22 protein-coding genes are annotated in these 21338 nt (G+C 38.6%); 13 read left to right on the top strand and 9 right to left on the bottom strand.

All coding sequences use genetic code 11. The features are described 5' to 3' along the window. Window positions 1-10 precede the first annotated feature (10 nt). Window positions 11-1057, bottom strand: a complete 1047-nt coding sequence (locus tag GFH30_RS03485) for a rod shape-determining protein (RefSeq protein ID WP_153373347.1) — start codon at window positions 1055-1057, stop codon at window positions 11-13. 134 nt (window positions 1058-1191) lie between these two features. On the opposite strand from GFH30_RS03485, the gene gatC reads away from it, so the two are divergent. The 8 genes from gatC (at window position 1192) to GFH30_RS03445 (ending at window position 8550) form a co-directional block, all read left to right on the top strand. Beyond that, the gene (gene gatC / locus GFH30_RS03480; RefSeq protein WP_153370918.1) at window positions 1192-1506 is read left to right on the top strand and encodes an Asp-tRNA(Asn)/Glu-tRNA(Gln) amidotransferase subunit GatC; all 315 of its coding nucleotides are present in this window, start codon (window positions 1192-1194) and stop codon (window positions 1504-1506) included. Window positions 1507-1557: 51 nt separating this feature from the next. Further along, complete coding sequence (gene gatA, locus GFH30_RS03475; RefSeq protein ID WP_153370917.1) at window positions 1558-3036, top strand: Asp-tRNA(Asn)/Glu-tRNA(Gln) amidotransferase subunit GatA; 1479 nt, start codon at window positions 1558-1560, stop codon at window positions 3034-3036. Beyond that, window positions 3036-4526 (top strand): Asp-tRNA(Asn)/Glu-tRNA(Gln) amidotransferase subunit GatB, encoded by a 1491-nt coding sequence (gene gatB, locus GFH30_RS03470; protein WP_153370916.1) that lies wholly within the window; start codon window positions 3036-3038, stop codon window positions 4524-4526. The genes gatA and gatB overlap by 1 nt, the downstream gene beginning before the upstream one ends. 115 nt (window positions 4527-4641) lie before the next feature. Next, a complete protein-coding gene (locus tag GFH30_RS03465; protein WP_153370915.1) occupies window positions 4642-5043 on the top strand; it encodes a hypothetical protein in 402 nt (133 codons plus the stop codon). Then, window positions 5043-5651, top strand: a complete 609-nt coding sequence (locus GFH30_RS03460; protein ID WP_153370914.1) for an Nmad2 family putative nucleotide modification protein — start codon at window positions 5043-5045, stop codon at window positions 5649-5651. The genes GFH30_RS03465 and GFH30_RS03460 overlap by 1 nt, the downstream gene beginning before the upstream one ends. Further along, window positions 5626-6786, top strand: coding sequence for a hypothetical protein (locus GFH30_RS03455; RefSeq protein WP_153370913.1), 1161 nt, complete (start codon window positions 5626-5628; stop codon window positions 6784-6786). The genes GFH30_RS03460 and GFH30_RS03455 overlap by 26 nt, the downstream gene beginning before the upstream one ends. Further along, window positions 6773-7456, top strand: coding sequence for a uracil-DNA glycosylase (locus GFH30_RS03450; RefSeq protein ID WP_153370912.1), 684 nt, complete (start codon window positions 6773-6775; stop codon window positions 7454-7456). Before GFH30_RS03455 ends, GFH30_RS03450 begins: the two co-directional genes overlap by 14 nt. Window positions 7457-7647: 191 nt before the next feature. Beyond that, window positions 7648-8550 carry an NADP-dependent oxidoreductase gene (locus GFH30_RS03445; protein WP_153370911.1) on the top strand — a complete coding sequence of 301 codons (903 nt, stop codon included), beginning with the start codon at window positions 7648-7650 and terminating at the stop codon, window positions 8548-8550. 341 nt (window positions 8551-8891) lie between these two features. Here GFH30_RS03445 and GFH30_RS03440 read toward each other — a convergent pair whose 3' ends face one another. From GFH30_RS03440 to sbmA, 3 genes are all read right to left on the bottom strand, one after another. Further along, window positions 8892-9413 (bottom strand): hypothetical protein, encoded by a 522-nt coding sequence (locus tag GFH30_RS03440; protein WP_153370910.1) that lies wholly within the window; start codon window positions 9411-9413, stop codon window positions 8892-8894. A 150-nt stretch (window positions 9414-9563) separates the two neighbouring features. Next, a complete protein-coding gene (locus GFH30_RS03435; protein ID WP_153389359.1) occupies window positions 9564-10520 on the bottom strand; it encodes a hypothetical protein in 957 nt (318 codons plus the stop codon). A gap of 396 nt (window positions 10521-10916) precedes the next feature. After that, a complete protein-coding gene (gene sbmA / locus GFH30_RS03430; RefSeq protein WP_153370908.1) occupies window positions 10917-12110 on the bottom strand; it encodes a peptide antibiotic transporter SbmA in 1194 nt (397 codons plus the stop codon). A 484-nt stretch (window positions 12111-12594) separates the two neighbouring features. Between sbmA and GFH30_RS03425 the strand changes: the two genes are divergently transcribed. Next, on the top strand, window positions 12595-12789 hold the full coding sequence (locus tag GFH30_RS03425) for a hypothetical protein (protein WP_153370907.1): 195 nt from the start codon (window positions 12595-12597) through the stop codon (window positions 12787-12789). Window positions 12790-12971: 182 nt separating this feature from the next. Here GFH30_RS03425 and hpaR read toward each other — a convergent pair whose 3' ends face one another. From hpaR to GFH30_RS03400, 5 genes are all read right to left on the bottom strand, one after another. Then, entirely contained in the window at window positions 12972-13397 is a 426-nt protein-coding gene (gene hpaR / locus GFH30_RS03420) for a homoprotocatechuate degradation operon regulator HpaR (RefSeq protein ID WP_153370906.1), read from the bottom strand. A 148-nt stretch (window positions 13398-13545) separates the two neighbouring features. Further along, window positions 13546-13698, bottom strand: a complete 153-nt coding sequence (locus GFH30_RS03415; RefSeq protein WP_153370905.1) for a hypothetical protein — start codon at window positions 13696-13698, stop codon at window positions 13546-13548. A gap of 932 nt (window positions 13699-14630) precedes the next feature. After that, the gene (locus GFH30_RS03410; protein WP_153370904.1) at window positions 14631-16079 is read right to left on the bottom strand and encodes an NAD-dependent succinate-semialdehyde dehydrogenase; all 1449 of its coding nucleotides are present in this window, start codon (window positions 16077-16079) and stop codon (window positions 14631-14633) included. Window positions 16080-16599: 520 nt separating this feature from the next. Next, on the bottom strand, window positions 16600-16722 hold the full coding sequence (locus tag GFH30_RS03405) for a hypothetical protein (RefSeq protein WP_153373345.1): 123 nt from the start codon (window positions 16720-16722) through the stop codon (window positions 16600-16602). Window positions 16723-16945: 223 nt separating this feature from the next. After that, window positions 16946-17731 carry an IclR family transcriptional regulator gene (locus GFH30_RS03400; protein WP_153370903.1) on the bottom strand — a complete coding sequence of 262 codons (786 nt, stop codon included), beginning with the start codon at window positions 17729-17731 and terminating at the stop codon, window positions 16946-16948. Window positions 17732-18086: 355 nt separating this feature from the next. Here GFH30_RS03400 and fahA point away from each other — a divergent pair, with 355 nt between their 5' ends. The 4 genes from fahA to GFH30_RS03380 are packed head-to-tail and all read left to right on the top strand — an operon-like array spanning window position 18087 to window position 21336. After that, window positions 18087-19370, top strand: a complete 1284-nt coding sequence (gene fahA / locus GFH30_RS03395) for a fumarylacetoacetase (protein ID WP_153370902.1) — start codon at window positions 18087-18089, stop codon at window positions 19368-19370. Between the two features lie 12 nt (window positions 19371-19382). After that, window positions 19383-20021 carry a maleylacetoacetate isomerase gene (gene maiA, locus GFH30_RS03390; protein ID WP_153370901.1) on the top strand — a complete coding sequence of 213 codons (639 nt, stop codon included), beginning with the start codon at window positions 19383-19385 and terminating at the stop codon, window positions 20019-20021. A gap of 20 nt (window positions 20022-20041) precedes the next feature. Then, window positions 20042-20617 carry a VOC family protein gene (locus tag GFH30_RS03385; protein ID WP_153370900.1) on the top strand — a complete coding sequence of 192 codons (576 nt, stop codon included), beginning with the start codon at window positions 20042-20044 and terminating at the stop codon, window positions 20615-20617. 17 nt (window positions 20618-20634) lie between these two features. Continuing rightward, complete coding sequence (locus GFH30_RS03380; RefSeq protein WP_153370899.1) at window positions 20635-21336, top strand: CoA transferase subunit A; 702 nt, start codon at window positions 20635-20637, stop codon at window positions 21334-21336. The last annotated feature ends 2 nt before the right edge of the window (window positions 21337-21338 follow it).

Genomic DNA, 21338 nt, shown 5'->3' with positions numbered 1-21338 from the left:
CGTCCTTTTCTTAGCCTACAAACAACATATCATGATTTGGGTCATCGAAGAATTCGAGGACTTTACCACCACCACGGGTTACACAAGACAGCGGATCTTCTGCAACAACCACAGGAAGCCCTGTTTCTTTCGCAAGAAGCTTGTCTAGGTTACGTAGCAATGCACCACCACCTGTGAGCACAATACCGCGTTCTGCGATGTCTGAAGACAACTCAGGTGGGGTTTGTTCAAGTGCTGATTTCACCGCTGCCACAATATATTGCAGTGGATCTGTAATAGCTTGAGTGACTTCATCAGAAGTGACTGTAATGGCACGAGGTACACCTTCAGCCAAGTTACGACCACGCACTTCAATTTCAAGTGGTTTCGCACCTTCGTCAGGTAATGCCATACCCACTTCTTTTTTAATGACTTCAGCCGTGGTTTCACCAATCACACAACCATGCGCTTTACGCACATAGTTAATGATTTGCTCATCAAAGACATCACCACCGATACGTAGCGAGTCTGCATAAACACAACCTTGTAATGAAATGATCGCGATTTCAGTGGTACCACCACCAACATCAACCACCATTGAACCACAAGCTTGCTCAACGGGCATACCTGCACCAATTGCCGCAGCCATCGGCTCTTCAATTAAACGTACTTCACGTGCACCCGCGTTATAGACCGCTTCACGGATTGCACGGCGTTCAACCAAGGTTGATTTACACGGTACACACACCACAACACGCGGTGCCGGTGGGAATAAACGTTTTTCATGCACTTTACCAATAAACTGGTTCAGCATCGTTTCAGTGACTTCAAAATCGGCAATCACACCATCTTTCATCGGGCGGATTGCAGAAATATTCGCAGGCGTACGACCTAGCATTTGTTTCGCGTCAAGACCTACGGCAGCAACAATTTTTTGTGACCCACTATGACGGATGGCAACAACCGTGGGTTCATTTAAGATAATGCCTCGTCCTGGCGCATAGATAAGTGTGTTAGCAGTCCCTAGGTCAATTGCTAGGTCCGGCGAAAACAAGCCAATTAGTCGTTTTAGAATCACGGGGAAGTTCTCAGTTAAACTTTTATATGGACGCAAGGTGGCAACTTTAACTAAATGTGATGATTTGGACAAGTCAATCGCTTATCATAAGGCATGATAATTTGAATTTTTTTTAATACTGATTAGGTAATATTATGTCTACATCGGATGCACAGCATTCTGCAGATTTAAATGCAGAAACAGTTTCAGCCATTGCTCACCTTGCAAGGTTATCTCTTGATGATACGCAATCTGCTGAATATGCTCAAAGTTTAAATAAAATTTTAGGCATGATGGAAACATTGAAAGGCATTAATACCGACGGTGTTGAGCCACTTAAGAGCCCTTTCGACAATCCACAGCCCCTACGTGAAGATGTCGTGTCTGAAACCAACCATCGTGAACAGTACCAAGCAGTTGCACCTGCAACGGAAGCAGGCTTGTACCTTGTACCACGTGTGATTGAGTAATTGTTATTCAGTTGAAACTTTTTTTAAATTAAACGTAAAGAATTATTTCTCATGACAGATTTACATCGCTTATCGATTCGTGAAATGACTGAAGGTTTGGCAAACGCTCAATTTTCTTCACGCGAATTGACTGAACACTATTTAAACCGTATTGCTAAAATTGATGCGCAAGTTAAATCATTTGTCACCGTTACGCCTGAATTGGCATTAGCAGAAGCTGATGCGGCAGACGCACTTCGTCAAGCAGGTGGCGCAAATGTACTCACAGGTGTGCCAATTGCGCATAAAGACATTTTCTGTACCCAAGGTATTAAAACGACTGCCGGTTCAAAAATGCTCGACAACTTTGTTTCACCTTATGATGCGACTGTGGTTGCCAAAGGTAAAACAGCAGGTCTTGTGACACTTGGTAAAGTGAACATGGACGAATTCGCGATGGGTTCAACGTCTGAGAACTCATATTACGGCGCAACTGCAAACCCATGGAACTTAAGCCATGTACCGGGTGGTTCATCAGGTGGTTCTGCTGCGGCTGTAGCAGCTGATTTGGCTCCCTTTGCAACAGGTACAGATACAGGTGGTTCAATCCGTCAACCTGCGTCATTCTGTGGTCTTACAGGCTTAAAACCAACATACGGTCGTGTATCGCGTTTCGGTATGATTGCTTATGCATCATCATTGGATCAAGGCGGCCCAATGGCACGCTCTGCGGAAGACTGTGCGTACCTGATGAACGTGATGGCAGGTCATGACGCGAAAGACTCAACTTCAGTCAACAAAGAAGTAGATGACTACGTTGCGAACTTGAACGGCACATCTGTAAAAGGTTTACGCATTGGTATTCCAAAACAATATTTCAACGTTGAAGGTTTATCTGCGGACGTTAAAGCGCGTGTTGAAGAATCATTGAAAAAATTGGAAGACATGGGCGCAACGTTGGTTGAGATTGACCTCAACATGACAGAAAGCTACGTTCCGACTTACTACTTGATCGCACCTGCTGAAGCATCATCTAACTTGTCACGTTTTGACGGCGTGCGTTATGGCTACCGTGCAGAAAATCCTGTGGATTTGATGGACTTGTACAAACGTTCACGTTCAGAAGGTTTCGGTAAAGAAGTGCAACGTCGTATCTTGATTGGTACATACGCATTGTCTGCGGGTTACTACGATGCGTACTATGTGAAAGCACAAAAAGTACGTCGTTTGATTCAACAAGACTTCTTAAAAGCATTTGAATCTGTAGACGTCATTGCTGCCCCTGCTGCACCAACAACAGCGTATAAGATTGGTGCCAACCTTTCTCCTGTTGAAATGTACTTGGGTGACATTTACACCATCGCGGTGAACTTGGCAGGTCTGCCTGCAATTAACGCGCCTGTTGGTTTTGACCAAGACAACTTACCGGTTGGCTTACAGTTGATTGGTAACTACTGGTCAGAATCACAATTGTTGTCTGTGGTTCATCAGTATCAACAAGCAACAGATTGGCACACCAAACGCGCTGCAATTGCTGAGGAGAATGCATAATGGCTCAAGCTCAAAACAATGCTACAAAAGCGGCTAAACCAAAATCTAACCTGATTGATGGTTGGGAAGTAGTTATTGGTATCGAGATTCACACTCAGCTTGCCACCAATACCAAAATTTTCTCAGGTTCATCGACTGTTTTTGGTAATGATCCAAATACCCAAGCAAGCCTTGTTGATTTGGCAATGCCGGGCGTGTTGCCTGTACTCAACAAAGAAGTGGTTGATCTTGCGATTCGATTTGGTTTGGGTATTGATGCGTATATCGACCAAGCTTCTGTATTTGCACGTAAAAACTATTTCTATCCTGACTCTCCAAAAGGCTATCAAATTAGCCAAATGGACAACCCAATTGTGGGCTTGGGTCATATCGACATTCAACTTGAAGATGGCATTAAACGCATTGGCGTGACACGTGCTCATTTAGAGGAAGATGCAGGTAAATCGATTCATGACCAATTTGAAGGCATGTCAGGCATCGACTTAAACCGTGCAGGCACACCGCTGTTAGAAATTGTATCTGAACCAGATATGCGTTCGGTTGAAGAAGCGGTTGCTTATATTAAAGCGATTCATACCTTGGTGCGTTGGTTAGGCATCTCTGACGGTAACATGGCGGAAGGTTCATTCCGTTGTGACTGTAACGTGTCATTGCGTCGTCCGGGTGAAGAATTCGGTACACGTTGTGAGCTTAAAAACTTGAACTCATTCCGTTTCATTGAACAGGCGATCAATGTTGAAATTGAACGTCAAATGGAAATCTTGGAAGATGGCGGTAAAATCGACCAAGAAACTCGTTTGTTCGACCCTGTGAAGATGGAAACGCGTTCAATGCGTTCGAAAGAAGAAGCGAACGATTACCGCTACTTCCCTGACCCTGATCTTTTGCCTGTCATTATTGCAGATGAGCAAATCGAAGCGATTAAAGCAACGATGCCTGAGTTACCAAAAGCACGTCGTGAACGTTTCGTGGCGGACTTTGGTGTGACTGAATACGATGCTCACGTTTTAACGTTGACTCGTGAACTTTCAGACTTCTATGAAGTTGTCGTGAAAGCTGCTGGCGGTGCTGCACAAGGTAAGATTGCGGCTAACTGGGTGATGGGTGAATTCTCAGGTGCTTTAAATAAAGCAGGCTTAGAATTGACTGATTCTCCTGTATCTGCGGAAAAACTTGGCGGTATGATTGCGCGCATTGTGGATAACACGATTAGCGGTAAGATCGCGAAACAAGTGTTTGGCTTTATGTGGGAAGAAGGTAAAACTGCGGACGAGATTATTGCGGAAAAAGGCTTGAAACAGGAAACTGATACAGGCGCAATTGAAGCAATTATTAAAGACGTGCTTGCTGCCAACGAGAAGATGGTTGAAGAGTATAAATCTGGTAAAGAGAAAGCTTTCAACGGTCTTGTAGGGCAAGTGATGAAAGCATCACGTGGTAAAGCCAACCCTGCTCAAGTGAATGAATTGATGAAGAAATTGATTGGTTGATCTGATCAATTCTGAAAAAGAAAACCCGCTTTAGAGCGGGTTTTTTATACAATATAAAAACAAATGTGATACATTTAAATTATCTAAGCATAATAAAACAGGAATATATAATTTCATGTCTTACTTGATATCAGACAGTAATTCTACAGTTAAACAAAAAACTCTATCTACACTGAATTTAGCTCTCAAAGAAGTTCAATATAATGAGCTAATTCAAGAAAAAACCAATTACTTAATAATTGTAATTGACAGAGATCTAACATCCTTTAAAGATATAATTATTAGAAATGTTAGAGCCTCTCAGTACGTAATAGGTGTTTGGTCTACAACAGCATTAACAAGTTATCTACCTAAAGATATTAAAGATCTTTTAGATTCTTTATTATGCGAAGACAATATTGTCCTTATACCTTCACTGATACAATCATACGATACAATCATACAGCTACCTGACTGCTCAGAAGAAGAAATTAAAGATATAAAGCGAGTAAACTGTAAAACAGGAAAAAGATTATAATGAATTTCTTTTCTTACATTGTAGATAGAGATTTCGGATTCGCACCAAATCCTTTTTATGGTTTTTGTACACTTGCTAATTGTAAACCTAGGACAAGAAAGTCTGCCAAAGTGGGAGATAAAATTTTTGGTCTAGCTGGTAAAAAGTACCGTGGAGATGGTGGACATAGATTGATCTATGCTATGGAAGTTACTGAAATTTTAACATTTGAAAATTATTTCAATGACAAAAGATTTAAATTAAAAAAACCTACGATAAAGTCACATCCCAAAAGACAATTTGGTGACAATATTTATTATCAAGATAGTTTAAATAGATATGTTCAACTTGATTCACACCACTCTTTCCCGAATGCAATAACTCACACAGGAAACAGAGATCATGACACTCAAGTGGATAAAGTCTTAATTAGCGATAATTTTGTTTACTATGGAAATAATGCTATCCTCTTACCTAATAATTTGCTAGATAATGTTATTGCAAATAAAAATATTACGGTAAAACGTCATCACAAGAATAGATTCCATAGCGATTTTATATCTGAATTAGAAAAATATTGGCAAACCTTACCAAGAGGTATTTATGGCAATCCTAATGAATGGAAGTGATTTTATTAGTGAATATCAAAATTTAGTCAAAAGTACATGTCAAATTAAAAAAGATAAATTTAATTATTCCTTATTGGGTCTCTATGGTGAAATTGGTGGACTACTAACTATTTCAAAAAGAAAAATAAAAGAAAAAGCTTTATCAGAAATGTCAAAGATTACGGAGTTAGAAATAGAAGAAGAACTCGGTGATATACTTTGGTATTTTACCTTATCCTGTATAGAGTTAGAGTTTGATCTCAACACATTAATACAAGAAACTAGTCAAGTTTTATACCAAAAGGAATATTTCAAAAAAATTGATCCCAAATTTCTACCCCTAATTGTTGAAAAAGAATCAATTGAAAATCACCAAGATTTTAAAAATAAATTATTATTTAATTTACACGAAAAATCCTTAACCTTAAAAAGTAAAGATAAAACAGCTTATATAAGCTTTCTCAGGACTTTTTGGAGAATTTTATTTTTTGTTAAATGTGATTTTGAAAGAATCATCAAAACAAATTCAAAAAAAATTAAAAATGATAATTTTGCATGGAATGAAATAATTTCAGACTATCCTAAAATCCAAAAACCTTTTGATAGCTCATTCCCTGAGGATGAACGGTTTCCCGATAATTTCGAAATTGTTTTTGTTAAAAGATCTTCTGGCAGAATTCATATGAAATATGGTGAAGTTTTCTTAGGTGATCCATTAACTGACAACCATAAAGACAAGGATAATTACAGATATCATGATATCTTTCATATATCATATGCTGCAATTTTACATTGGTCTCCTGTCTTTAGAGCTTTATTGAAAAGAAAGAGAAAAAGTAATCCGGATTTCGATGAGAATGAAGATTCAGGCAGAGCCATAGTTGTCGAAGAAGGGATCTCGGCTTGGATTTTCAATCAAGCTAAAGCTTATAACTACTTTAGTGAACGCAAAGATATTTCAACCAAGTTGATTAAAAATGTACAACTTTTTGTCAAGGGATATGAGGTAGAGAACTGTCCGCCTGCCCTATGGAAAGAAGCAATTTACGAAGGCTTTAGAGTTTTTACATTATTATCCAAGCATAAAACAGGTACCATTAGAGTAGACTTAAATAATAGATCAATAATATTTGAACCACCGAATGATGAAAAATAATCTAAAAAGTATAATCAGTGACTTATCTAAAAAACAATTTACCAACACTTTCAATCCCTATAAAGATATATGTGATCTCTATGATGTTCATACGGCTAATAAAATAAGATTAGAAAATTTAAAATTGTATTTAGAATATTTTTCCACTCTAGATTCGATTGATTTATGGATAGGTCGAGATCTTGGATATAAGGGTGGAAGAAGAACAGGCATTCCTTTTACCAGTGAAAATAATATTAACTCTTTAAACAGTAAGTTGAATCTTAATCTACAAATAGTTAGCAAAGAAAAGAATTTATCATCTGAGGTTTCTGCAAATACAATTTGGACAATGTATGAAAAATTACCTAAAAATATATTTTTTTGGAATATTTTCCCATTTCATCCTTATGAAAAAGACAACCAGCAAAGTAACAGAAAGTATAATCGTCTTGAAGAAGAGTTCGGTATTTATATACTTACCAAACTAATTAATAGTCTAAATATTTCTAGAATTATATGTATTGGGAATGATTCTTTTGAATCTATAAAAAAACTAGATATACCAGATCATATGATCCAACATCATGTTCGCCATCCAAGCTATGGAGGAGTTAATATATTCAAAAACAAAATTTCTGAAATTTATAATCTTACAGATAAAGCACAGTATGATTTATTTGATTTATAATGCATGTACAGTTTAGCCCACCTCTCCTGAGCAAGTTTTAAAGCATTGCTTTTAAAACGAAGCGCAAGAAAAAAAAAGGCTAAGGAGAGGTTGTTCTATTTTTAGAAAAATCTGATCCAGTTTTTGGGCTTATGTAGCTCCGTTTCCCCTGCCTATAATCCTGCCATGATTTAAAAAACCAAGGCATCAACATGAAATCAACAATACTGATTGCACACGAATATGGCGCACCTGACGTGCTTGAATATACACAACAAACATTACAACCACTTGCTTTAGGCAACGCACGAATCCAAGTCAAAGCCGCAGGCATTAACCCGATTGATGCACGTCGCATGACGGGTGAATTTAAACATGCAGCCCTGCCGCAAACCTTCGGCACTGAATATGCAGGCATCATTGTTGAGGTTGATGAAACTCAACATACATGGAAAGTGGGCGATGAAGTCCTTGGCTCAGGCGGTGCATTTACCCATGCTAGCGTGATCGATGTGCCTTTAGCCAATTTAGTGAAGAAACCACAAAATATAGATTGGGCAGTTGCAGGTTCATTGGCAGGTGCAGCACAAACCGCGATGACCATTTTTGATGAAATAGGTGATATTCAGTCTTTACTGGTGCATGGTGGTTCAGGTGGTGTCGGTTCAATCGTGGTTCAACTTGCGGTTGAAAAAGGCATTGATGTCGTCGCAACAGCATCGAGTGCCAATCAAGCTTATATTAAAAAGCTCGGTGCAACCGCAGTGGTCTATGGTGATGGTTTAATTGAGCGCCTTAAACAAATTCATCCTACTCAATTTGATGCTTCAATTGATTTAAGCGGTACAGAAGAAGCAACACAAGCAGCTTTAGCTATGGTCAAAACAAATGGCTTTATGGGCACGATTGCCGGTAAAAAAGTATCATCAACTCAGATTCGACCGGTGTGGGTCAAACGTAATCTTGCCAATTTACAGCATGTGGTAACAGGTGTGAGTGAGGGTCGTTTTCATTGGGAAGTCAGCCGCGAATATCCTTTTGAGCAAGCACAAAGCGCTTATAGCGATATTTTATCGGGGCATACCAAAGGTAAAAGTGTATTAATTTTTAATTAATCTTAGATCATTTAAAAATAGCCGAAAGCGAAGTAAAATGGATGCAAATACTGATATCTGCATCCATTTTTTATGCTATAAAATCAAAAAACCAAAGAAAAACAATAATGACATCATTTTCAATCATGTACTTTATGCTAGGGCTAGCCAGCTTATTTCTATTGATTTTAACAATTATGCTACTACATCCAAAATGGCGTAAAGGTTTATTTCAAGCATATCCCGAAACTGCCCGACGAAGTAAACTCGCCCACTTAGCAGACGGTTTAGAACTACTGATCTATCCAATCATTTGGCTATTTAAAATCATTGCGGCTATTTTTAAGTAAGTTTTAGTAAAATTACAGCCCTCGAATCGCGCCCAACTTATTCCAAATATCTGGCGTTAAAAAGGTCATGACTAATTTATTTAAATCGACATATTTCAGCACGCCTTTGAGCTGCGCTTTAATTTCAGGATTTTTTAAAATTTCGTCGCCCGTGATTTGCCCAAGCTCTTGGAAACTTGACCCAATACCTTCAACACCATCGGCTTGAATCACAGCTTTGGCTTGAGCTGAACATTGCTCCACCAAAATCCGTTGCAAAACCGCCGCAAAGTTTTTATCCAATTGTTCTTTTTGTGCAGCATTCACTTGAGCGAATGCTTGTAAATCAGGATGCGTTGACAGCGCAACAAACGTCCATTGTAAAACCGCAGTCTTATCTGCCGCAGTCGTCGCCTTCACTAAGCAACTACTGAGCTGATCTTGTGCAGTACTCGCTGCGGTCATTTGCACAGAACTCAGTAAAGCACATGCCAGAACGGCAGATTTCACTGCAGGATGAATATTTTTAATCGTTTTAAAAAGACGAAAAGACATTGTATAAACTACTCCATGCTGATGCCTTCTTTGTACCACAAAGCACCATACATAGCCTGTTATGGCTCTGTAAAAAATAAACAGCAATTCATCTATAAACGCATAAAAATGCCTATCTTAAAAGATAGACAATTCATCAAAATTTTGCTTTTACTTCATTTGGCGCAGCATATTTTTTGCACCCGAATGATTATAATTATTAGCAAGATTGGTCAAAATCCGTTTGGCTTGTCCTTTGGCATTTGGAATACGGCTGCCATATGACGGAATGTTATTTAAACAACGTGCCACCAACATCCCCGACTCCGTATAAACACGTGTTCCCTCAGTACCTTGCAATTTACCGAAGCTATAGGCTTTTTGTGCATTATTACAGGCATTGGTGATGTTTTTACCCGTGTTAATATCACGACGGGCTGCAACATATAAACGTGCCTGCTGCTGTTGTACGCTCTCGGCTGCATGGTTATTCGGTAATACCGTAGGCGTCGCCACATCAACTGTTGGCTTTAAATCTTTGCTTGGGTTTTCTTTTAAGTGCTCTTTTAAACTTGTTTCTTTTTTTGCGACCTCTTTTTGGGTATTTTTGGCACTATTTTTAGGGGATTCTATTTTTTTATCTAGAGATACTGCCCCACGATAAAACTGACGTGCTTCATGCATGCTCATGACTTTGGTCAGTAATTTAACCGAACGTGTGGCGCTATTCTTCTGCACAGCTTGCTCACTCATCGGCTCAATGGATACCAACCAATGTGTGCCATCTGCAAATTTGCACTGATACGCACCAATGCCTTGTGCCAAACTTTTATCAGCTGCTAAACGACGCTTTTGTGCCGCATTTTTCACTAAGCTCAATTGGCTTTTATACGACAGCACCAAGCGACCTGACTTCGCATGACAATACTGGCTTAGTGTGGTGCGCGGAAGTAAAGATTGTGTGCTATTGCCTTTTTGTTTTGCATCCCAAACGTAAATATATTCCTTGGCAGTCCCATCTTGATTGTTTAAATTTTTTTTGGCAATGAATTCTTGTGGGCTTGCATAATTCGGCTCAGCGCCTGATTTTAAACGCTCGACCTGTGTACAGGCGGTTAAACTTGTCATTATTATCGTAAGGGTAAATACCTTGAGCTTCACATTCTTATTCTCGAGCTATATTATGCACATAACATAACCGAATTAGACCAAAACAACAATCGCAATAGATTGATTTTATAAGCATTTATTGCCAAATCACGATGAAGCATAGATCACAAAAAAGCCTATAACAGACATTAAAAAATAAATATAAAAATATTAGTAAATCAATGATATAGCATTTTAAAAATCTCAAATCTAAGCTTAATACAGATTTATTGTGGGACATCTAAATCATTGAATACGTTCCATAAGCATTTTCAACTATCTTCTCCTTTTAATCAAAAGACAAATCGTATCTTCAACAATAAAAAATCGGATCAAGTGTTGATACCTGATCCGATCGTGATGTGCTATTTACAATTAATCAATATGCGACTCAAAGGCTTTGAGACGTTTATAAATGGAGAGTAATTCAATAATTTTTGGCCATGACATAATTAAGTACTGGAATGATTCACGGACTTTGCCAAAGACATTCAAAATCTGCATCATCAAACCAAGTGTAATGGCACCCGCAGCAATACTTGGGAATAAAATAAATAACCCGTAAATATTATCGAGTTGCAAATACCAAATACGTACCATGTTGAAATAGGCATAGTGGAAATAAAGACGGAAATAATTGAAACGTACTTTGCTAAATAATTCTTTTAAGGTTTGCGGTTGAGCACGTTCTGCATAGTCCTCGCCATACACCAATTCTTTACGATATGCCGCTTCCACTTTTTGGTTATTAAACTCAAGTCCCGGCAATTTTATACCAACGGTCATCAGTACGATCGTGCCAAATACTGCCCAGCCAAGCGATGCCCACACCAAGGCATGACTGATTTCTCCAATGATGGGTAAGGTTTTAACATGACTCGACAGCGTATACAGTACGGGTAAAAATGCCATCAGCAACATGAGCGACTCAATGAGAGATACACCCAATTCTTCTGTGGTACGTGCAAAACGCATTGTATCTTCTTGAATACGCTGTGATGCACCTTCGATATGACGTAACTGCTCCCAATGCGCCGTATAATAGTCATTCATTGCGGTACGCCAACGGAACACATAATGGCTCACAAAGAACAGGTTAAACACCGCCAAAGTGACATAAACCATCGCGATATATATGAAAGTCACCGCTCCACTGTAGAGTGACTGTACATCACCTCCACCACTGGTCAGCATTTTTTGAATTAAATCATAAAATGGGCTGTACCATTCATTCAGCACGACATTGACTTGGACACCAAACCAAATGTTAAACAGAATGAAAGAAGACCCCCAAATCGACCAACGTTGCCATGGATGATGTGCTTTAACATGCCAAAACCATGCAAATAAAACCGTTGCAACGAAATACCACAAATAGAACCAAAGAAATTGCGCTGACCAGAATCGGCTCACACCAATCGGTAATGTCACCTCGTGGTAGTCTTTAGCAAAACCTACGTAGCTGCCCCATCCTGAGCCGCCACTGTGCCAAAGCCATAAATTAATCACAAACCATAGCACCAAACTGCTAAAAAACCAGACTGGCTTTGGGAAAAACGACTTAAACATGTTCGGTGAATACTCCTTATTCTTTTATTTCAACGTAAAAAAGATAGTTTATTATTTTTTAAGGGAAATACTGCACTAATCTTCAAATTTATGGCAACGGGATCTATGCATCACAATATAGCTGAAAGATGGAAGATGACGTTGATTAATTTAATGAAAGCCAAGAAATTTAGCATTTTGAGCGAGCAATGGTATCAATACACGGTTGAATGAGTGGCGTTAAATCAGATGCAATGAAGTTCATCTAATGGGTGAAAGAACCATATTTGTATTACAAGCTGTATTAAATTTCCTGATGATGCGTGGCTGAGAACAAGTACAGAATTAATACGATATGACCAATACATTTGTCATGATTATTTTTATAATTCTTAGACTTAAGTCGCTACAATTTCACAATATCAAGCGATAAACAGGCTCATTTTTTGGGTCAAAGCATGCTATCATCTGCGAAAAATACCAACATCTATTGGGGAATGAAAAAATGGAAAGCTCGGTCATTGAATTACTCAAGCCTATCACGTTGGAAAAAGAAAATTGCGAACCATTGATCTTTGAAGCAGGTACGGTTTTAAAAGTGGTCATGCATACCCCGACTTCATTACTGGTCAGTACAGACGATTCATTTAATTTTACGGTTTCTCTAAAAGATGAAAATGATGTGTGGCGTGAGCTTTAAGTTTTAAGCGGTATCGGTCATTTTTTATTGCTGGGAACTGCATGTTCAACCTGATTTAATCTTGCCTATCTTTATCAATTTAATTTAAATGATCCGCTTTGATCGTCATATGTTAAAGATCTGAAAAAAATGCCTGAATCAATCAGGCATTTTTTATAATCAGCACAATCAAAAGGCTTAGCTTAGTCACGTTTCAGCGCTTTCGCATCTTTTAACAATACGAGAAGCTGCTCCATTTTCTCAGTGCCTAAACGGTCTTGAATATGCTGATAACGTTGTTCCATACGTACCGACATTTCGGCAAACATGCTATGTCCGGCATCACTCAACGAAATATAACTAAAGCGTTGATCTTGCTCAGAGCGACGACGAATAATTAGTCCTGTTTCTAGCAACCGATGAATAATACCAGTCAAACTTGGTTTCAAAATGCAGGCTTTATCGGCAAGTGTTGTGCTATCAAGTTCATCAAACTCTGCCAGCGTCCGAATAATTCGCCATTGTTGTTCAGTCAAACCGACATCATTTAACTCAGGGCGAAAATGCGTCATTAAGGCTTCACGCGCCTCAAGTAATGCTAAGGTTAAAGAAGGTCGTATTTTTTTCATAAATAAAAGTTGGCAATTGTATTCATATAATAAATATTCTAGCAACTTTTTGAAAAAATACTAAAAAGCTAACGGATATTCAACGATGACTCGTCATTCATCCATATCGTTACAACGATAGTCTTTGGTTGCACGATGATTCTTTGATTTAATTTAATAACCAAAGCTTTGGCAAACCAGTCGATGTTTTATAGCCGAGCGCTAAGCCACACTTCAACTGAGTAAATTGTTCAATAATGACATCAAACATGCATTCGTCATTTTTTAATAATGCCAAACACATAGATTGATTGACTGTCACAGAGCTTATCTTTTCAGAAAATTGATGAATAACTTGAATAATGATTTTTGGAGATTCAACAGGTTGCTGTTCATCTGTTTGAATAAATCATACGTAGTAATTGCGGTGATAAAGATTCGTGAAATCCTATCAATTGAATATCGCTGTGTTCGCTGTCATGTTGACTCATGGTAAAATCCTTTTACTTTTTCAGAATTACTTAATTCTGGTTATGATTTTCAAATATCTGACCGTCTCAGATAAATGTAATTTCCACGCTTTAAAGGGTATTTCTCAGCCTAGCTTGATCTACTCTATTATTCTATTAATTAACATATATTTAACGTAATGATACTTTAGTTCAACAGCCATTTTTTGAGTGCGATTCCCAAAAAGAATAGCTAAAAAAACACTGTCAAAAACACCCATGCCAATAATAGAAAATAGATCTATCTCTTCTTTTTATAATTTTATTCTTTAATTTTTCTTAAAAATATATTTTCTTATATATCAAATGGTTATATTATTAATATGATATACATATCTTTTAATCAGTTTTTTGGCATTTTTGGTTATAGTTAAAAGCTATCTTAAAATAAGAAAAAGTGACTGTCTTAGGCTCGATCGACTCTTTAAATTGTTTTAATCAGCTCGATATTAAGTGATGTGAATATGATAAATTGATTTATAGATTTGATTTCTAGACACTCAAATGAATGATTAATTCAAGAATAACGATCAAAACCACATTTGATCATCATAATTTACACCCACCTAATTAATATATTTTAAGTCTATCCTGATATATTTTATGTATTAATAGCATACCCAATCATCTCGTAGAGCTCATCAAAGAAAATAGAATATTTAGCATCTACATTATTTTTCTTTTGTAAAAACAAAAAAATAAGGACTCGAAAGTCCTTATTTTAAATGCCTGAGCGAATCTAAAGTTAGATGCCCATACACATATATTTAATCTCTAAATAATCTTCAATACCGTATTTAGAACCTTCACGACCTGAACCTGATTCTTTAATCCCACCAAATGGTGCAACTTCAGTTGAAATTAAACCTTCGTTAATCCCCACCATGCCATATTCAAGTGCTTCACCCACTTTCCACGCACGACTTAAACTTTCAGTATAAATATAAGACGCGAGACCAAACTCAGTGTCATTTGCCATGAAGATTGCTTCTTCATCTGTCTTAAATTTAAATACAGGTGCAAGCGGTGCAAACGTTTCATCTTTAGCAACCAGCATATCAGCTGTCACATCTGTCAAAAGTGTCGGCTCAAAGAAGGTTTGACCGAGTGCATGACGCTTACCACCAACAGCAATTTTCGCACCTTTTGCCACAGCATCTGCAATGTGTTCTTCAATCTTCTCAACCGATTTCTCGTTGATGAGAGGACCTTGCTCAGCGCCTGCCTCAAATGCAGGTGCAACTTTCAATGCTTGAACTGCTTTAGAGAGTTTCTCTACAAAGGCATCGTGGATGTTTTCTTGAACCAAGATTCGGTTGGTACATACACAAGTTTGACCTGAGTTACGGAATTTAGAGGCAATTGCACCTTCAACCGCTTTATCTAAGTCTGCATCTTCGAACACGATAAACGGTGCATTACCGCCCAATTCCATGCTGACTTTTTTCATTGTTGAAGAACATTGTTCCATCAACAATTTACCGACACCTGTAGAACCTGTAAACGATACTTTTTTCACGGCTGGATGTGTCGTTAATACACCACCAATTTCACGTGAACTACCTGTCACCACGTTAACTACGCCTTTCGGAATACCCGCTTGTTCAGCAAGTGTAACCAAAGCCAAAGCAGAAAGTGGAGTTTCTGAGGCTGGTTTAATAATGACAGTACAACCCGCAGCTAACGCAGGACCCACTTTACGTGTGATCATCGCATTCGGGAAGTTCCATGGTGTAATTGCAGCAACAACACCGACAGGTTGTTTGATGACTACCAAACGACGACCCTGTTTATCGTGAGGAATAACATCACCGTAAGTACGTTTTGCTTCTTCAGCAAACCATTCAATAAAGCTTGCACCGTACAGGATTTCGCCACGACTTTCAGCCAATGGTTTACCTTGTTCAGTACTTAAAATCACAGCCAAGTCTTCTTGGTTTTCAACGATTAAATTAAACCATTTACGAAGCAGTGTTGAACGCTCTTTCGCTGTTGTTAATTTCCAAGTTTTAAGTGCTGATTCAGCTGCTTGTACTGCTTGTTCAACTTGTAGTGCTGAAACACTCGGAACAGTCGCAATTTCTTGACCCGTTGCAGGATTCGTCACTGCAATGGTTTTTTGATCTGCAGCATCAAGCCATACACCATCAATGTAGACTTGTTGTTTGAGTAGATCTGGATGATTGAGTTGCATCTATATTCTCCTGAATAGACGCTAGGTGCTATGTGAACATCAAGCGCGACACTGTTTTTAATATGTGGATCGTCATTAAATGATGACAAATTAATAGAGCTTATATTTTCATCTAAAAGCCTTTAGGCTTTCTTAATTTACATTTTTTCGTTTATCAAAAAAATAGTTAACTACTTTATAAATTTTATGACAACCGGACACTGCTATAATTTAAATAATTGAATGAAATAGCTGAATATCGATTATGAAAATCATCATAGGAACATCATGTATAGATTCAAATGATCAAGCTATCGCTATATTTCATACACTTCTAAAAATTTGACTTGAAAATAATATCGTGCTGTTTACTTAAATAGTGTAGCCGTTTTGAAAAACTCTATTCTCTTCGTCATATATTTAGTTCATCAATCGGATGCCATAAGTTGCCTTGCTGTATAAATAGTTTTCGTATATTTAAAATAAAAAAGACCAAAACATTTATCATTTTGATCTACTCGTTCTCAGCACGTTTATTTGATCAATCTACAGAAAGGAAAAATTCCCAAATGATATACCCCAAACTAAAACCAATCAGAGCATAGAGTGTGATAATAAAAAATACAAAACTGGCTTTATTTTTCTTTTTCAAAAAATCAAACATCACAATAACTCTCAAATCAATTTATCTTATTCTAGCCCAAAAATAGAAGATGGGTAATCTTTTATAATTATGATTTAAATCAATATATTTTCTTAAATAGAACAGGAAAAAAACCCCAAAGCATCCTTCGGGGTTTCTGTTCAGGTCTTTAAATTGAATCGATATTCACGCTGAGGACATGTTGATTCAATGCATACATCAGGTGCTGCATTCATACAAGCGGCTAAGCTTGTCCTTTGCTGATAAAGGCGGTAATTTTTTGTGCTGTTTCCTTAAGCGTTCGAACCTTTTCATTTTCGAAATCCATCGGTAAACAGGCTTCACTGCCTAATGCTGCAATACAAAACTCAATTTCACCATGTACATTAAAAATCGGTACACAGAATGAGTTTACACCTGCCAACATATCCCCTGAAACAGTCGCTGCGCCTTTCGCTACAATGCCCTGCTTCAGTTCTAAAAATTCGTTCCAGTTTGCAGGATACACCGACAAACCTTGTTTTTGTTTCTCAAGCCATTCACGTTCTAAAATTGGACGCACAACGTTTTCAGGCATAAAGCTCGCATACGCACGACCCGTTGCCGAATTGAGCAATGGCATGATGGAACCGACACGGGTAATGACAGATACCGGTTGATCAGGTTCCATAAACTGTACAATCAATGGGCCTTGTGATGACCAACGACTGATTTGCAAACCGCACTGAATATCGCGGTGTAATGCGTAAATATAAGACTGTACTGCTTGGATCACATCGGTACGTTGAATACATTGCAACCCTAAACGCCATGCTTGATCACCCAAGCCATAACGCCCATCAGGCAATTGCTGCGCATAGTTCATACGCACCAAACTCACCACATAACGGTGCACTTTTGCAGGATGCATCTGTAATGCTTCTGCCAATTCTTTCAGCATCATCGGGTTACGATGAGCAATCAGCGCATCCAATACACCTAAGCCAACCTCAAGAGATTGCACACCACCTTGTACTTTTTCTTCAGACATTCGTCGACAACTCTCATTTCAATTGACTCGTATTCTACTCGAAGCCAGTTCATTACCAAGAATCAAAGCCAGTAGATGTGTCGAGAATACTTTAGAAACCTGATCACAATCGCATTAATTTACGAATTACGTAATCAATTTATGTATTGCGTAATTTGTGAAAATCAGTATGATGAGATTAATCCTAAAAATCAATAGGTCTTAGACACAAGATGAATGAATTTTTATAAAAATATATAAGCAACTGTTTATGCATATTTTTATTTCAAATTCATGCGCGATTTAAGCCTGATTTTGCTGAAATTTTATGACTGGGTTGACATAAAACCCACGGTTTTACATAAGGAACATGGAAATGACTAGCCAATTAAAATCGTTTATTGAGGTTGCTCAAGATTCAGATTTTCCAATTCAGAACTTACCCTTTGGTGTATTTAGCACATCAAAAGATGGCGAGCGTCGTATCGGTGTGGCATTGGGTGAATGGGTGGTTGACCTTGCAGCTTTGGAAGCAAATGGTTATTTAGCCCTGCAAGCAGGCGAAACATTTTTTAATCAAGCGATTTTGAATAAGTTTATTGATTCAGGTAAAGCCAACTGGTCGAAAGTTCGTGCGGAATTACAACGCTTACTTTCAGCGGACAATGCTGAATTACGTGACAATACTGCACTGCGTGAGCAAGTATTTTTTAAGCAAGCGGATGTAACCTTACATTTGCCTGTACACGTTCCGGGATATACCGATTTCTATTCGTCTAAAGAACACGCGACCAACGTGGGCTGCATGTTCCGTGACCCTAAAAATGCACTGCTTGCAAATTGGTCAGAACTTCCAGTGGGTTATAACGGCCGCGCAAGTTCTGTGATTGTGAGCGGTACAGACATCGTTCGCCCTTCAGGTCAGATCAAACTGCCGAATGAAGAGCGTCCGCAATTTTCAGCTTGTCGTAAACTTGATTTCGAATTAGAAACAGGTTTCATCGTGGGTAAACCCAATAAATTGGGCGAACCAATTTCGATTGAAAATGCATGGGATCATATCTTCGGTATGGTGCTATTCAATGACTGGTCGGCACGTGATTTACAACAATGGGAATACGTACCTCTTGGTCCGTTCAATGCAAAAACCTTTGCCTCTTCAATCTCACCATGGATTGTGACTTTAGAAGCGCTTGAGCCATTCAAAACAAGCTCACCTGTGCAAGAACCACAACCATTGGCTTACCTACGCGAAGATCATGCGGCAAATAGCTACGACATCAACTTATCTGTTGAGATTCAAGCTGAAAATGCGGAACAAGCAGATGTGATTTGTGAAACCAACTTCAAATACATGTATTGGTCGATGGCACAACAACTGACGCATCACACCATTGCGGGCTGTAATGTACAAGTCGGTGATTTGATGGGTTCAGGAACGATTTCAGGTCCTACACCAAATTCGTATGGCTCATTACTTGAGATCACATGGAATGCAACCAAGCCACTCACACTTTCAAATGGTGAACAACGTACCTTCATGCAAGATGGCGATACGTTGATTATGAAAGGTCATTGTGAAAAAGACGGTTTACGTATCGGCTTTGGTGAAGTGACAGGTAAAATTTTGCCTGCAGTTCAATTTGATTTCCAATCATAAGGAAATTAAAGCATGCAACTGTATACCTACTTCCGAAGTTCAGCCGCGTATCGTGTACGCATTGCACTGAACTTAAAAGGCTTAAATACAGAGCTTATTCCTGTGCATTTGGTCAATAACGGTGGCGAGCAGCACAGCGAAGCATATAAAGCAATGAATCCATCTGAGCTTGTGCCAACTTTCGTTGAAGATGATTTTAACTTAAGTCAATCACTCAGCATTCTTGAATACTTAGATGAACAATATCCTGAGGTGGCGTTATTGCCACAGGGTGCTCAGCAACGTGCGTTGGTTCGTGCATTTAGCCTTGCAATTGCTTGCGATATTCACCCTCTAAATAACTTACGTGTTTTGCAATATCTCACGGGCACATTAAACGTGACTGATGAGCAAAAGACCGAGTGGTACAAGCATTGGGTTGAAACAGGCTTTAAAACATTAGAAGCCTTACTTGCAGAATCAAATGGCAAATTCTGCTTTGGCGACCAAGCGACTATTGCCGATTGCTGCCTAATTCCCCAAGTCTACAACGCCCTACGTTTTAATATTGATTTATCAGCATATCCAAAAATTACCTCGATTTATCAACATTGCAACACCTTAGCAGCGTTCCAAAACGCTGCACCAGAAGCCCAGCAAGAAGCGAAATAATTCAAAATAAGGATATTAAAATGGCTATACAAATTGAAAAAATTCACCACGTTGCATACCGCTGTAAAGATGCAAAAGAAACAGTGGATTGGTACAAAAAGAATTTAAACATGGACTTCATTTTGGCTTTTGCTGAAGACCATGTGCCATCGACGAAAGCGTTTGATCCATACATGCATTTGTTTTTAGATGCAGGTAATGGCAATGTTTTGGCATTCTTTGAACTGCCAACCCAACCTGAAATGGGTCGTGATGAAAACACGCCAAAATGGGTACAACACATTGCGCTCAAAGTGAAAGACCGTGCCGCTTTAATCGAAGCGAAAGCGCATTTAGAAGAAAACGGTGTGGATGTATTGGGCATTACTAACCACGGCATCTTCCATTCCATTTACTTCTTCGATCCAAACGGTCACCGCTTAGAACTCGCATATGATGATGAAAAAGCACCTGAAAAAATTGCCATGATCACTGAAGAAATGAAGCATGAAATGTTGGCTGAATGGTCGAAGACCAAACGTGCCCCACATCACACGCATTTCTTACATGCGGATGAATTAGAAAACAATTCAGCAGATGCAAAAATTGATCACTAATTTAAAGGATTAAACACGTGAATAAATTGGTTGCAAGTGCAAATGAAGCACTTGAAGGCATTGTTGCCGATGGTCAAACACTCGCAGTAGGCGGTTTTGGTTTATGCGGTATTCCAGAAGCCTTGATTGACGCTCTAAAAGACACAGGCGTTAAAAACCTCACCTGTATTTCCAACAATGCCGGTGTCGATGATTTTGGTTTGGGTAAATTACTGCAAACCAAGCAAATCAAAAAAATGATTTCATCGTATGTCGGTGAAAACAAAGAATTTGAACGCCAATACTTAAGCGGTGAACTTGAAGTTGAACTGACCCCTCAAGGGACTTTGGCTGAAAAGCTTCGCTCAGGCGGTGCAGGCATTCCTGCGTTCTACACCCAAACAGGTGTGGGTACACTTATTGCCGAAGGTAAAGAAAGTCGTATTTTTGATGGTAAAGAATATATTCTCGAGAATACCTTAACCGCTGATGTGGCTTTGGTAAAAGCCTATAAAGCGGATAAAGCGGGTAATTTAGTGTTCCGTAAAACGGCACGCAACTTTAATCCTGAATGCGCTGTTGCAGGCAAGTTCACTGTGGTTGAAGTGGAGCAAGTGGTTGAAATTGGTGAGATCGATCCTGACGACATCCATTTACCCGGTATTTATGTCAATCGTATTGTCTTGAATGCAACACCTGAAAAGCGTATTGAACAAATGACGTTAAAGGCGGAGGCATAAAT

The organism is Acinetobacter wanghuae (assembly GCF_009557235.1).
In the GTDB taxonomy this organism is placed as follows: Bacteria; Pseudomonadota; Gammaproteobacteria; order Pseudomonadales; family Moraxellaceae; genus Acinetobacter; species Acinetobacter wanghuae.
This window is presented reverse-complemented; position numbering and strand designations above follow the sequence as displayed.

What these genes read in the sequence shown, in the direction of transcription:
- GFH30_RS03465 (WP_153370915.1), top strand. Translation starts at nt 4,642, where the DNA reads ATGTCTTACTTGATATCAGACAGTAATTCTACAGTTAAACAAAAAACT.
- fahA (WP_153370902.1), top strand. Translation starts at nt 18,087, where the DNA reads ATGACTAGCCAATTAAAATCGTTTATTGAGGTTGCTCAAGATTCAGAT.
- GFH30_RS03455 (WP_153370913.1), top strand. Translation starts at nt 5,626, where the DNA reads ATGGCAATCCTAATGAATGGAAGTGATTTTATTAGTGAATATCAAAAT.
- gatB (WP_153370916.1), top strand. Translation starts at nt 3,036, where the DNA reads ATGGCTCAAGCTCAAAACAATGCTACAAAAGCGGCTAAACCAAAATCT.
- sbmA (WP_153370908.1), bottom strand. Translation starts at nt 12,110, where the DNA reads ATGTTTAAGTCGTTTTTCCCAAAGCCAGTCTGGTTTTTTAGCAGTTTG.
- GFH30_RS03410 (WP_153370904.1), bottom strand. Translation starts at nt 16,079, where the DNA reads ATGCAACTCAATCATCCAGATCTACTCAAACAACAAGTCTACATTGAT.
- GFH30_RS03440 (WP_153370910.1), bottom strand. Translation starts at nt 9,413, where the DNA reads ATGTCTTTTCGTCTTTTTAAAACGATTAAAAATATTCATCCTGCAGTG.
- gatC (WP_153370918.1), top strand. Translation starts at nt 1,192, where the DNA reads ATGTCTACATCGGATGCACAGCATTCTGCAGATTTAAATGCAGAAACA.
- GFH30_RS03450 (WP_153370912.1), top strand. Translation starts at nt 6,773, where the DNA reads ATGATGAAAAATAATCTAAAAAGTATAATCAGTGACTTATCTAAAAAA.
- gatA (WP_153370917.1), top strand. Translation starts at nt 1,558, where the DNA reads ATGACAGATTTACATCGCTTATCGATTCGTGAAATGACTGAAGGTTTG.
- GFH30_RS03425 (WP_153370907.1), top strand. Translation starts at nt 12,595, where the DNA reads ATGGAAAGCTCGGTCATTGAATTACTCAAGCCTATCACGTTGGAAAAA.
- hpaR (WP_153370906.1), bottom strand. Translation starts at nt 13,397, where the DNA reads ATGAAAAAAATACGACCTTCTTTAACCTTAGCATTACTTGAGGCGCGT.
- maiA (WP_153370901.1), top strand. Translation starts at nt 19,383, where the DNA reads ATGCAACTGTATACCTACTTCCGAAGTTCAGCCGCGTATCGTGTACGC.
- GFH30_RS03435 (WP_153389359.1), bottom strand. Translation starts at nt 10,520, where the DNA reads ATGACAAGTTTAACCGCCTGTACACAGGTCGAGCGTTTAAAATCAGGC.
- GFH30_RS03385 (WP_153370900.1), top strand. Translation starts at nt 20,042, where the DNA reads ATGGCTATACAAATTGAAAAAATTCACCACGTTGCATACCGCTGTAAA.
- GFH30_RS03405 (WP_153373345.1), bottom strand. Translation starts at nt 16,722, where the DNA reads ATGTTTGATTTTTTGAAAAAGAAAAATAAAGCCAGTTTTGTATTTTTT.
- GFH30_RS03460 (WP_153370914.1), top strand. Translation starts at nt 5,043, where the DNA reads ATGAATTTCTTTTCTTACATTGTAGATAGAGATTTCGGATTCGCACCA.
- GFH30_RS03400 (WP_153370903.1), bottom strand. Translation starts at nt 17,731, where the DNA reads ATGTCTGAAGAAAAAGTACAAGGTGGTGTGCAATCTCTTGAGGTTGGC.
- GFH30_RS03445 (WP_153370911.1), top strand. Translation starts at nt 7,648, where the DNA reads ATGAAATCAACAATACTGATTGCACACGAATATGGCGCACCTGACGTG.